Below are 12340 nucleotides of genomic sequence, written 5' to 3'. Positions count from 1 at the left end.
ATCGAAGCCCTGGCGAGTTGGCAGCATCACTACAACTGGCATCGGGCTCATAGCGCCATCGGCGGCATTGCGCCGATGGCGAGACTTCCTGCGTCGAGAAACAACCTCTTGACGCTTCACAGCTAGCGCGCTGCAACTGGGGGTGCCCGACGAGCGGGGCGGCGTTGCGTCGCCGCTCCTCGATCGCGTCGGCTATCCGGCCCGCTTCGCACTGCGAGAGTGCGATGCACGGGCTGTCAGGGAAAACCACATCGGCACATCGCCCGTCGCCGTTTCGTCAGCTTGCTTACGCAGGCCATTCACGTCCGATCAAAGCGCCCCGCGTCCAGTGGACTCGCGCGCTTTCGTTTCTCTTGCAGGGGCGCACCGTCCCTGCTCATCTCCCCGCTATTCGATTTTCAACTGTCGCCCAGTTGAACATTTCATTTCTTGATGTGATTGCGGCTGGATACCATCCAGCAAATGTCTATACAACCCGAACCCGATCGGCGCGTATGGGCAGGATCAAAAAAAAACACAACACAACATCGATGGACAGGTTTGGAGAAGAGGAGACGGAGATGGTGCGAATGAAGGGTGGGAAAACGGGCGCCGCAGGCGTGGGCGCGGCGGTCGCGATGCTGTTCGCCGGCGCCGCGCATGCGCAGTCGACGGTGACGCTGTACGGGATCGTCGACGCGGGCGTGACCTACACGAACAACGCGAAGGGCCATGCATTGTGGCAATTCACGGGCGGCAACGAATCGGGCCCGCGCTGGGGCTTGATCGGCACCGAGGATCTCGGCGGCGGCCTGAAGGCGAACTTCCGCCTCGAGAACGGCTTCAACGTCGCGAACGGCGCACTCGGGCAGGGCGGCCGGATGTTCGGGCGTTCGGCGTGGGTCGGCCTGAGCGGCGCGAACTGGGGCGCGGTGACGCTCGGCCGCCAGTACAACTCGGTGCAGGACATCCTCGGCTCGCTGCAGATGAGCAGCTTCCTCGCGCAGTACTCGACGCACCCGTTCGACAACGACGACATCAACAACACGTTCCGTACCAACAACGCGGTGAAGTACGTGTCGCCGACGATCGCGGGCCTGCAGGCGAACCTCGTGTACGGCTTCTCGAACTCGACCGGTTTCGCGAACGACAATAGCTGGAGCGCCGGCGTCACGTACGCGAACGGGCCGCTCAACGCGGGGGCCGCGTATGCGCGCGTGAACCATCCGGCGGTCAGCGCGACCGGTGCCGTGGCGTCGGACAACTACTATCCGGCGTCGGAATCGGTGTTCGGTGCGAGCCTAGGGAACGCGATCCGCCAGCAGATCTGGGGCGCGGGCGGCAGCTACGCGATCGGGCCGGCGACGCTCGGCCTGCTCTATACGGGCTCGAACTTCGGGCAGGCAACGGGCGGCGCGCTGCGCTTCAACAACTACGAAGGCAGCCTGCGCTACATGGTGACGCCGGCGCTGATGGCCGCGGCCGGCTACACCTATACGCAGGTCGCGCGCGGCAGCGACAGCGGCCACTACCACCAGGTATCGGCCGGCGTGCAGTACCTGCTGTCCAAGCGCACCGACGTGTACGTGAACGGCTTCTACCAGAAGGCATCGTCGGGTGTCGGCCAGGCGTGGATCGACGGCACCGACAGCGCGTCGTCGACGACGTCGCAGGTGGCGGTGGTGGTCGGCATCCGCCAGAAGTTCTGATGTTCTGACGCGTTCGCGCGTCTTCCGGAGGAGACACTCATGAAACTCAAACTGTTGCTGGCGGCGTTGCCGTTCGTCGGGATGTACGCCGGCGGCTCGCTCGCCGAGGCGCGGCCGCTGCTGTTCGGCTTGCCGTTCCTGCTCGTGTGGAACCTGATCTGGATGGCGGCAACCGCCGCGATCCTCGCGATCCTGTTCCATCTCGACGAACGCGACGCAGCACGCGACAGCCGCCCGGGAGACGCGCGATGAACGCTTCGATCGTCATCATCGCGGCGTTCGCCGTGTTCGCGCTCGCCATTGGCGTGATGGCGCGCCGCGGCCGCAAGCTCACGCTCGAGCAGTGGGCGGTCGGCGGGCGCGGCTTCGGCTCGCTGCTGACGTTCCTGCTGATGGCCGGCGAGGCGTTCTCGACGTTCTCGTTCCTCGGCGCGAGCGGCTGGACCTACAGCAAGGGCGTGCCCGCGTTCTACATCCTGACGTACGGCTGTCTCGCGTGCGTGATCGGCTACTGGATGCTGCCCGCGATCTGGCGCCACGCGAAAGCGCGCGGGCTCGTGTCGTTCGCCGACTACTTCGCGTCGAAGTACGACAGCCGCGCGATCGGCGTGCTGGTGTCGGTCGTCGCGGTGTTCGCGATGGTGTCGCTGCTGATGATCCAGCTGCGCGGGCTTGGCGTGATCGTGTCGGAGATGTCGTACGGGCTGATCCCGCAGGCGGCCGCGATCTGGATCGCCGCGACGCTGATGGCCGTCTACATGGTCGTGTCGGGCATCCACGGCTCGGCGAACATCGCGATCGTCAAGGACGTGCTGATCCTCGGCATCGCGATCTTCCTCGGCCTGTACCTGCCGATCCACTACTACGGCGGCCTCGGCGCGATGTTCGCGAAGATCGACGCCGTGCATCCGGAACTGCTTCGGATGCCGGAACATGGTTTCAACCTGAGTTGGTACAACTCGACGATCCTGCTCACGTCGCTCGGCTACTACCTGTATCCGCACGGCTTCACGGCGATCTACGTCGCGAAGGACGAGCGCGCGCTGCGCCGCAACGTGATCCTGATGCCGCTGTACCAGGTGCTGATCGCGTTCCTGTTCCTGGTCGGCTTCGCGGCCGTGATGACCGTGCACGGGCTCGAAGGCGCACAGACCGATCTCGCGCTGCTGCGGCTCGTGAAGCAGACGTTCCCCGCGTGGTTCGTCGGCATCGTCGGCGGCACGGGCCTGCTGACCGCGCTGGTGCCGGGTTCGCTGATCATGCTGAACGCGTCGACGACGATCGCGCGCAACATCTACCGCGAAGGCTTCGCACCGAACGCGACCGACCGCGAGGTGACGCGCGTCGCACGCATCGCGCTGCCGATCTTCACGCTGGTGGTCGTCTACTTCGTGCTGCGCGGCGGCGCGACCTTCGTCACGCTCGCGATCTTCTCGTCGAGCCTGCTCACGCAGCTCGTGCCGATGCTCGCATCGAGCTTCCTGAAGCGGCCGTTCGGCACGCGCGAAGGCGCGTTCGCGGGCATTGCAGCCGGTGCGATCGTGATCGCGATGACGAACTACTATGGCGTGACGCTCGCGTCGCTGTTCCCCGGCGCATCGACCACGCTGACGTCGATCAACCCCGGGCTCGTCGCGCTCGCGGTGAATGCGGTGGTGTTCATCGCGATCAGCGCGGGGCAGCGCAAGCTGAAGGCGCGTGTCGCGGCGCCGGTCGGTTCCGCGTGACCGCTTTCGTGCAGGGCCGCTGGACGGCCACCCGATCAATCGAACACCAACAGGACACCGAGCGATGACTACCGAGGACCAGCAACAAGACAACCGCGAAGCGATCGACACGCTGATCGCGCATGGCTGCGTGATCACGATGGACCCGCAGCGGCGCGTGATCGAGGACGGCGCGGTCGCCGTGAAGGGCGATCGTATCGTCGCCGTGGGCGGCACCGACGAGTTGCAGGCCCGCTACCGCGCCGCGCGCACGATCGACGCACGCCGCAAGGCCGTGCTGCCGGGCCTGATCGATGCGCATGCGCATGCGGGCCACGCGATGCTGCGCACGATCGGCGGCGCGGATGGCGACGCGTGGTCGGCCGCGGCCGAGACGATCTACACGCGCGCGTCGGACGAGGCGTTCTGGGAAACCGAATCGCATCTCGCGGCGCTCGAACGGTTGAAGGCCGGCGTGACGACGGGCGTGTCGCTGCTCGGCGGCGGCAACTCGATCATGCGCGTCGACGATCCGGTTTATGCACGGCGTCATTGCGATGCGGTGGTGCGCACCGGCACGCGTTCGATCGTCGCGGTCGGCCCGTCGCGTCCGCCCGCGCCGCGTGCGTACACGCGCCACACGCCGGACGGCAGCGTCACGCGCGACATCGATTTCGACACGATGCTCGAAGTGTCGAAAAGCATCGTCGACCAATGCCACGGCGATGCCGACGGCCGGATCCGCATCGCACTCACGCTGCCCGTGTACGGGCCCGAGCACGATCCCGAACTCGCGCAGTACGAACGCGATTTCCGCAATCAGGCCGCGTGCTACGGTGCGCTCGCGCGCGAGCGCGGGCTGACGTTCACGCAGGACGGCCACCGCGCGGGCACGCTCGCGTTCGCGCATCGCGAGCTCGGGCTGCTCGGGCCGACGTCGTTCATGTCGCACAGCATCGACCTGACCGACGACGACATCGCGGCGTGCGTCGAGACGGGCACCGCGATCGTCCACAATCCGAGCGCGATCATGTCGATCATCGGGCGCTGCCCGGTGCCCGAGCTGATCGATGCGGGCGTGACGGTGGCGATCGCGTCGGACGGCGCGGCGCCCGATCGCGGCTACGACATGTTCCGCCACATGTGGCAATGCATGCATTACCACCGCCGGCATTTCCGCGATCCGGACGTGCTGCCGCACGGCAAGGTGCTGGAGATGGTGACGATCGACGCGGCGAAGGCGCTGTCGGTCGATCACGAGGTCGGTTCGCTCGAAGCCGGCAAGCTTGCCGACCTCATCCTCGTCGACCTGTTCCGGCCGCACATGATGCCGATGAACATGCCCGTGTATCGCGTGACGTGTTTCGCGAATGCGGCCGACGTGTGCATGACGATGGTCGGCGGAAGGGTGCTGATGGAGGATCGGCGCGTGCTGTCGGTCGATGAGGAGGCGATTCTCGAACGGGTGAACGAGGTCGCGGCGATCACGATCGAGCGCGGCGGGTTGCGTCATTTGCTCGACGAGCCGAAGACGCTGTGGGGGCGTAGCCACTACTGATCGCTCATCGGGGTGCCGTCAGGGCGACGGCATGGCGGTGAGGCCGGCTGCGCCGGTTCTCACGACGCGATGTGCGCGGTCAGGCGCTTGCGGCACCCGTTTCCAGCATCTGTTGCAGCACCTCGACGCCTTGGCGTATCTCGTGCGGCGGCACGCAAGCGAAGCCGAGCAGCAGCCCGGACGCCGGGGGGTACCCGCGCGCGGTACGGGGTGCGTAGCACACCGAAAGCGGCAGCACGGACAGGTTTCTTTCGGCGGCCAGCCTGGCGAATTCGACGTCGTCCACCTTGCCCTGGAAGGCCAGCGCGATCTGCATGCCGGCGTTGAACGGGCCAGGCTCGAGGCCGCCGCCCAGGCGGGTTCGCACCGCGTCCAGCAGGACCTGCCGCCGTTCGTCGTAGAGCGCCCGCGTGCGTTTGATGTGACGTTGGAAGTGACCCTCGGCGATGAAGTCGGCGAGCACGCGCTGCGGCATCGACGCCGTCCGGCGATCGATCAGCGCCTTGCCTCGTTTGAACAGATCCACGAGCGCGGGCGGCACGACGATATAGCCCAGTTGCAGGCCAGGGAACAGCACCTTCGAGAAGGTGCCGAGAAACAGCACGCAGCCCGATCGATCCATGCTCTGCAGCGATGCGAGGACCGGGCTGTCATAGCGGTATTCGCTGTCGTAGTCGTCTTCGACGATCCAGGCGCCGTCGCGCCGCGCCCAGGCCAGCAGCTCCAGACGTCGCTGCAGACTCATGGTCGCACCCAACGGAAACTGATGCGATGGCGTGACGTACGCGAGCTTCGCATGCGGGAACCGATCGATGCCGTCGGCGACGCGCAGGCCATCCCTGTCCACCGGCACCGGGCACAGCTCCGCGCCGGCGGCGCTCAGGATGGCCTTGGCCCAGCGATAGCCGGGATTTTCCATCCAGACGGCGTCGCCCGCGTCCAGCAGCAGGGTCGCGATCAGGTGCAGCCCTTGCTGGGTGCCGGTCGTCACGAGAATTTGCTCGGGGTCGCACGTCATGCCGCGCGTGGCGCGCAGGCGCTCGGCCAGTGCCTGTCGGAGCGGCGCGAAGCCAGCCGGGTCGTCGATCATGTCCGGACGGCGCCGCCAATGGCGCCCTTCGAGACGCGCCCACGTGGCGTAGGGAAAGATCTCCAGCGCCGGCAGGCCGGTCCGGAACGCATGGGTGCCGGTGTCCGTCGGCACGGTCGGGCGCTCGGGCGGCGCGTAGCGAAGGCCGCGCCGTGACGGCTGGCGATGCAGCGCGGGCGCGCCCGATCCCGTCACGGGGCGTGCTTCGGAACGATCCGCGGCAATCGGCAACGCCGAACTCACGAAGCTGCCGCGGCCGACGTGCGCGACGAGATACCCGTCGAGGGTCAGTTGCTCGTAAGCGGTGACGATCGTCTGACGCGACACGCCAAGCGCGCTCGCGAGCACGCGCGACGGCGGCAACCGCATGCCGGCCCGGATCGCGCCGGACAGAATCGAGTCGCGCAACGCGTCGTGCACCTGCACGAACAGCGGCGATTTCAACGAGGTATCGAGTGTGATCCTGGGAAGGGGAATGGATTGCGGCATCGCGCTTCGATCCGGATTGGTCTGGTCAATGTCGCATAGGTTGGAACTGGTGGCAACCCAAGTTGCCCGCCTAGACTGAGCCGCATGTCGAACCAACCGAGTCCGCTCGTCCAGTCATGAATGATCCATTCCAGGTTTCCCGTGTCGACTTCCATCGCAACCCCGCTCGCGCGGCCTCGCCGGAAACGGCACTGTGGCCGGTCGAACACGTACGTGCGTTGTTCGAGTTGCCGTTCAACGATCTGCTGTTCCGCGCGCACCAGGTTCATCGCGAACACCATGCACCCAATGCCGTGCAACGCGCCGCGCTGTTGTCGGTGAAGACCGGCGGATGCGCGGAAAACTGCGGGTACTGCTCGCAATCCGCGCACCACGACGCGGGGATCGAGGCCGGCAAGCTCATGGCGCTCGACGACGTGCTCGAGGCGGCGAGATCGGCACAGGCGCAGGGCGCGACGCGCTTTTGCATGGGGGCGGCCTGGCGCGCACCGAAGGATCGGGACATCGACGCCATCGGCGAGATGATTCAGGCCGTCAAGGGCCTGGGGCTCGAAACCTGCGTGACGCTGGGCATGCTGCAGCCGGAACAGGCACGACGCCTGAAGGGCTTCGGTCTCGACTACTACAACCACAACCTCGATACGTCGCCGCAGTTCTACGCCAGCGTCGTCACGACGCGGACCTACGAAGATCGCCTGAACACGATCGCGCAGGTGCGCGCCGCGGGCATCAACGTGTGCTGCGGCGGCATTCTCGGCCTCGGGGAATCGCGCGCCGATCGCGTCGCGTTGATTGCCCAGCTTGCCGCGCTGGATCCTCACCCCGAGTCGGTTCCGGTGAACAACCTGATCCCGATCCCGGGCACGCCCCTCGGCGATGCGCAACCCGTGGATCCGTTCGAAATCGTGCGGACGGTGGCCGCGGCCCGCATCACGATGCCCGGGGCCGTCGTCCGCCTGACGGCGGGGCGCGAGAACATGAGCGACGCGGTCCAGGCCCTGTGTTTCTTCGCCGGCGCCAATTCGATCTTCCAGGGGGAGCGCCTGCTCACCACGGACAATCCGACGCTGGCGCGCGATCGCGCGCTGCTGTCGACGCTCGGGCTGGAGGAAAGCAATTGACCGATCGCGAGCCCGACTTTCGTATCGCGCATCTGGCCGATCATCCGTGGCTGATACCGGATGTGGCGCAATCGCAGCAGCGCGAATTCGGACATTTCGGCGCGGTTTCGATCGATGAACGGATGCGCCGGCTGGGTTCGGCCCTGAACACGAACCGCCTGCCCGTGTCGCTCGTCGCACTCGACACGAGCGGCACGTTGCTCGGATCGGCCAGCCTGCTTGCACAAACGATCACTCACCCGCACCTCACGCCCTGGTTGTCCACGATGGTCGTAGCGCCCCGGCATCGGCGACGGGGCATCGCATCGGCACTCGCGCTGCGTGCGCAAGCGGAAGCCGCGACGATGGGGTTTCGCGTGCTTCATCTCTTCACGGAACGCAGCGAGGCGCTGTATGCGCGGCTGGGATGGGCGCGCATCGACGACGCGACGGTGGCCGGCAGGCCCGTCGTCGTGATGCGCGCGTGCGTGTCGTCGTTCAGCGGGTGAGTGTGGCGACCGCGCGGGTGAGCGTCTGCGCCTACGCGAGACTGCCGGGTGCCAGCCGCACCACCTTCGCCGGCGCAGCCCGGAACGTCGGGCTTTGCGCATCGTTGGCGATCATGTGAGGCGTCACGTCGTGCGCGGCCAACGCGTCCGCCGATGCCCAGCGCTCGATCAGCACAAAGCCGTTCTCGTCGCCGACGACGGGATGCAGGTCGTACTGGAGGCACCCGGGTTCTGCCCGAACCGTCGGTGCCAGTCGCTCATAGGCGGCAATCTGCTCGTGACGCTTGCCGGGAAGGGTTTGAATCGAGATGACGAGCAGCAGCTCGCGTTCTTGGCTGCGGTTTTGACGTTCGACTTCGTTCATGGCGACTCCTGGCTGGTGTGCGTGATGCCGACGAACAAGCGGGGTGCCGTAAACGCGAAAAGCCCCGTCGCTGCCGGCGGGGCTCCTGGTGCATGCAACCGCGACGATTACCGCGTGCGCATTCCGGACGACCCGCCGTTGGCGATGGTCGTCGTGGTAATGACACTTGCGAGGGGAATCGGATCGCGCTGCATGAACGCAAGGTAACGCGATCGGCCGGGGCGCGTCAACCGCACCGGTTCTCGATCCATCGCGTCAGCGACGGAAGATGAATTCGAGATCGGTCGCGTCGCCGACCTTGAATTCGTACGTGCCGACGCGCTTGAAACCGGCCTTCTCGTAGAAGGCGATGGCCTTCGCGTTGCCGGACCACACGCCGAGCCATACCGGGCCGGGGCGTTCCGTTGCCAGATAATCCAGTGCGGAGTCGAACAACGCGCGCCCGGCGCCGGTCCCTTGCGTCCCCCGTCGAAGGTAGATTTGACGGATCTCCCCCGAACCGTCGGCCACTTCCGGGTGCGGGAGCTTGCATGGCCCCGCGTGGGCATACCCCACCAGCTGGCCGTCGTCGCTTTCGGCGACCCACGTACGGCACTCGGGATCGTTGAGCTGGCCCGTGATCGTTTCGACCGAGTAGGTCTCGGCCTCGTACGCAGCCAGATCCTTCGGCGGGTAGTCGATGCCGAATCCGTCGTGCAGAAAGGTTTCGCGAAACGTGTCGCGCTTCAGTTCGGCAAGCGGGATGGCATCGGACAGGGTGGCAACGCGGATCAACATGGAGGCGGGTTCGGTTCGTCGGTCGGGCAGACAGTTTATCCCGGGTGACGAGAGGTTTGCGATCGCCTGGTTGACCTGCGTGCGCGGCGTGCAAAGGGCTTTTGCGCTCGACCTTGATCACCCGCACGGCATTCATGCGGATGCCGGTGGTTGACCGCCGACGGACATGCTAGGATTTCCGACAAATAACTTCGGAGACTGCCATGCCGTTCATCTGCGAAAACGTTGAATGCCGCGCCGTGCTCGCGCGTGGGCAGGTCAGGCCCCATCAAGAGGACGGGGGGTGGTGCTTCTACTGCCCGGACTGCAAAGCCAGGAACGAGTTGATGCATGTCGACGGGGCCGGCGGCGCCGTCGAGCTGGTTCAGCCGGAGCGAGCCAGCCCTCCGCATAAGGTCGTTGCGACGGCTCGACCGCTGGAGGATGGCAAATACGCGGCGCAGTTGAGCGTTCAGCGGGCGCTCGCCGTGAGAGGAACGTACGCGGCCGAAGAGCACTGGGATCAGCTCGGTGTATTCGGCGACGAACAGGAAGCCGTCGCGCACGCGAAGTCGTTCGCCACCGACCTGTTGCAGCGAGCGGCATAGTCGCCCCATTCGATGCTGACGGGCCGTGCAGGTCGCGATCGTTCGCGACGGGCCTCATCGCTTGTCCAGCACGGCGATACAGTCGATTTCCACGAGGAAGTCCGGATTCGGCAATGACGCCACGATAGCGGTACTTCGGGCCGGGAATTTCCCGGCCTGGAAGTATCCCGAGTAAATGCGGTTCATCTCCTTGAAGTCTTCACGCCGCACCAGCATCACATCCACCTTCACCACGCGATCCCATCCCGTGCCCGCGGCCTTGAGGATGCCCGTGACGTTCTCCATCGCCTGATTCATCTGTCGGCTGAAGTCGCCGACGGCGAGCTTGCCGTTCCGGTCATAAGCGGGAATGCCCGAAACGAACAGAAGATTGCCGGCTTTGACGGCCGGGGCGAGCGGTACGGGGATCGTGTACTGGTCGGCGGCCTGCACATATTCCAGCGGTGCTCGTGCGGAAGCGGCTTGCTGACCGAGGGGGGGCGTGCAGCCGCATAGAAGGAGGCCGGATCCGATGAATCCGGCAACAAGGCAGCGCGTTCGCATCGTGTTTTCTCCCGGGATCGGTCCTGTGCGCGATCCGGCAGTGGGGACGCTGCGAGACAGCGGATCGTGAACTCCTCCAAACAGTTTAGGAAATCGAAGCACGAACGGTTAGGCCCGCCGTGCGGGATGGCTTCGTATCGCGAAGCACGGATTGCCGGCGCGCCGTTTGTCCTACGAAACAGCCGCCCGACGATCGGCGTCGACAAGTCGAGAACGTGAAGAAGGGGCGTCGTGCATTCGCGCATGGCGCCCCTTCGCGTTTTCCGCTTTCGTCGGTCAGTTATAGATATCGAACGAGAAATACTTCTTCGCGATTCGCTGGTACGTGCCGTCCTGGATCAGGCTCGCGAGCGCCTGGTTGATCTGCGTGCGCAGCGCGTCGTCGTCCTTGCGCACGCCGATCGCGGACCCCACGCCGAGCGTCTTCGGATCGTGCAACGGCGGCCCCGCGAACGCGAAGTTCGCGCCCTTCGCGGTTTTCAGGAAACCGAGGTCGGCCTGCACCGACGATTGCAGCGATGCGTCGAGCCGCCCCGACAGCAGGTCCTGGTAGACGAGATCCTGAGTCTGGTACGTGCGGACGACCACGCCCTTCGGCTCCCAGTACGTGCGCGCATACGTCTCCTGCGTCGAACCCTGCTCGACGCCGACGCTCTTGCCCTGCAGCGATTCGGGCGTCGGCTGCAGGTTCGCGCCGCGCCGCGCGACGAGCCGGGGCGGCACGTTGTTGATCTTGTCCGTGAACGCGATCTGCGCGAGGCGCTTCTCGGTCACGCTCATCGACGACAGCACGCCGTCGAACTTGCGCGCCTTCAGCGCCGGGATCATCCCGTCGAATGCGTTCTCGACCCACACGCAGCGCACCTTCATCCGTTCGCAGATCGCGTTGCCGAGATCGATGTCGAAGCCGACGAGCTTGCCGTCGGGCGCGAGCGATTCGAACGGCGCATAGCTGGGGTCGACGCCGAGGCGCAGGACCGCCGGATCCTTCGCGGCGGCGACGCTGGCCGTCAGCGCGAGCGCAACGGCCAGAACGAGCTTTTTCATGACTGTCTCCATGTTTGATGTTCGATCTTCGATCGATGTGGTTGGTCGTAATGCGAATCAGCGGCCGTCGGGCGTGACTACCCGCACCCGGCCATGCGCGGGCGGCTGGACTGTGCGCCGGACGCGGCCGGCGAAAAGTCCGGATTCGAAAGGGGGCGTTAGCGGGCGGCGCCGGTGATGCGCGCCATGCTGTGCCGGTAGCCGGCGGGCGTGAACGCGGCGTTCAGCGTGGCCATCGCGGCGATCACGCCGAGATGCATCCACCACGCGATCGCGAAGCCGCCACCCGCGTCGCGCAGCCAGCCGATCAGCCAGGGGCTCGCCGCGACGGTCAGGAAGCCGATGCCCTGCACGAACGCGGCGAGCGCGCCCGCGAGCCGCGCATCGGGCAGGTGGTCGAGCGTGACGATCAGGCTCATCGAGAAGAAGCCGCCGAGACCGAGGCCGACGCTCGCGACCCACAGCCACGGCGCGAGCGCGGGCAGCGTCGCGAACCCGGCGAAGCCGGCCGCCTGCAGTGCGAGCGTGAGCCACAGCACGGCGCGGCGGTCGGGCGAACGCTTCGCGAGCATCGGCATCGCGAGCGCGCCGGTCGCCTGGAACAGTGCCATCCACGCGAGCAGGTTGCCGCTCGCTTGCGGACTCATGCCGATGCTGCGGTAGAACGCGGGCAGCCACGCGACGAGGCTGGCGTAGCCGCTGTTGCTAAGCCCGAAGAACAGCGCGAGCTGCCACGCGCGCGGAATGCGGGCGAACGCGAGGATCGGCGCCGACACGGCCGTTGCGGGCACGGCGTCGCGCGGTGCCTTCGCGCGCCACAGCGCGAGCGTGACGAGCGCGGGCACGGCCCACACGGCGAGATAGGAAGGGCGGCGTGTGTGG

General features: G+C 66.4%; 12 protein-coding genes and 2 pseudogenes. 8 read left to right on the top strand and 6 right to left on the bottom strand.

The features are described from left to right. The 5 genes and pseudogenes from G3N61_RS35110 to G3N61_RS35090 form a co-directional block, all read left to right on the top strand. Positions 1-126 (top strand): annotated as a pseudogene (locus G3N61_RS35110) (IS481 family transposase); the annotation flags it as partial. Positions 127-617: 491 nt separating this feature from the next. Then, positions 618-1688 (top strand): porin, encoded by a 1071-nt coding sequence (locus tag G3N61_RS35105; protein WP_205824656.1) that lies wholly within the window; start codon positions 618-620, stop codon positions 1686-1688. 39 nt (positions 1689-1727) lie between these two features. Beyond that, positions 1728-1940: a DUF3311 domain-containing protein gene (locus G3N61_RS35100; RefSeq protein ID WP_205824655.1), complete on the top strand. Its 213-nt coding sequence runs from the start codon at positions 1728-1730 to the stop codon at positions 1938-1940. Further along, positions 1937-3415 (top strand): sodium:solute symporter, encoded by a 1479-nt coding sequence (locus G3N61_RS35095; RefSeq protein WP_205824654.1) that lies wholly within the window; start codon positions 1937-1939, stop codon positions 3413-3415. The genes G3N61_RS35100 and G3N61_RS35095 overlap by 4 nt, the downstream gene beginning before the upstream one ends. Before the next feature lie 64 nt (positions 3416-3479). Then, complete coding sequence (locus G3N61_RS35090; RefSeq protein WP_089453595.1) at positions 3480-4952, top strand: amidohydrolase family protein; 1473 nt, start codon at positions 3480-3482, stop codon at positions 4950-4952. A 79-nt stretch (positions 4953-5031) separates the two neighbouring features. On the opposite strand, the gene G3N61_RS35085 is transcribed toward G3N61_RS35090, so the two are convergent. Beyond that, entirely contained in the window at positions 5032-6531 is a 1500-nt protein-coding gene (locus G3N61_RS35085; protein WP_205824653.1) for a PLP-dependent aminotransferase family protein, read from the bottom strand. A 116-nt stretch (positions 6532-6647) separates the two neighbouring features. Between G3N61_RS35085 and bioB the strand changes: the two genes are divergently transcribed. Next, a complete protein-coding gene (gene bioB / locus G3N61_RS35080) occupies positions 6648-7652 on the top strand; it encodes a biotin synthase BioB (RefSeq protein WP_205824652.1) in 1005 nt (334 codons plus the stop codon). Continuing rightward, a complete protein-coding gene (locus G3N61_RS35075) occupies positions 7649-8140 on the top strand; it encodes a GNAT family N-acetyltransferase (RefSeq protein WP_205824651.1) in 492 nt (163 codons plus the stop codon). The genes bioB and G3N61_RS35075 overlap by 4 nt, the downstream gene beginning before the upstream one ends. Positions 8141-8171: 31 nt before the next feature. Here G3N61_RS35075 and G3N61_RS35070 read toward each other — a convergent pair whose 3' ends face one another. Both G3N61_RS35070 and G3N61_RS35065 read right to left on the bottom strand, forming a co-directional pair. Next, positions 8172-8504, bottom strand: coding sequence for a putative quinol monooxygenase (locus G3N61_RS35070; protein WP_205824650.1), 333 nt, complete (start codon positions 8502-8504; stop codon positions 8172-8174). A 255-nt stretch (positions 8505-8759) separates the two neighbouring features. After that, complete coding sequence (locus G3N61_RS35065) at positions 8760-9281, bottom strand: GNAT family N-acetyltransferase (RefSeq protein ID WP_089453590.1); 522 nt, start codon at positions 9279-9281, stop codon at positions 8760-8762. A gap of 203 nt (positions 9282-9484) precedes the next feature. Between G3N61_RS35065 and G3N61_RS35060 the strand changes: the two genes are divergently transcribed. Continuing rightward, positions 9485-9868 (top strand): hypothetical protein, encoded by a 384-nt coding sequence (locus tag G3N61_RS35060; protein ID WP_043178226.1) that lies wholly within the window; start codon positions 9485-9487, stop codon positions 9866-9868. A gap of 54 nt (positions 9869-9922) precedes the next feature. Here the strand turns inward: G3N61_RS35060 and G3N61_RS35055 are convergent, their stop codons facing one another. The 3 genes and pseudogenes from G3N61_RS35055 to G3N61_RS35045 form a co-directional block, all read right to left on the bottom strand. Then, a complete protein-coding gene (locus G3N61_RS35055) occupies positions 9923-10411 on the bottom strand; it encodes a RidA family protein (RefSeq protein ID WP_205824649.1) in 489 nt (162 codons plus the stop codon). A gap of 276 nt (positions 10412-10687) precedes the next feature. Beyond that, on the bottom strand, positions 10688-11458 hold the full coding sequence (locus G3N61_RS35050) for an ABC transporter substrate-binding protein (protein WP_043178224.1): 771 nt from the start codon (positions 11456-11458) through the stop codon (positions 10688-10690). A gap of 158 nt (positions 11459-11616) precedes the next feature. Continuing rightward, positions 11617-12340, bottom strand: a pseudogene (locus G3N61_RS35045) (MFS transporter); the annotation flags it as partial.

This window comes from Burkholderia sp. Ac-20349, assembly GCF_017104865.1.
Classification (GTDB): domain Bacteria; phylum Pseudomonadota; class Gammaproteobacteria; order Burkholderiales; family Burkholderiaceae; genus Burkholderia; species Burkholderia aenigmatica.
The sequence above is the reverse complement of the archived record's forward strand: the minus strand, read 5'-3'. Positions and strand labels throughout refer to the sequence as shown.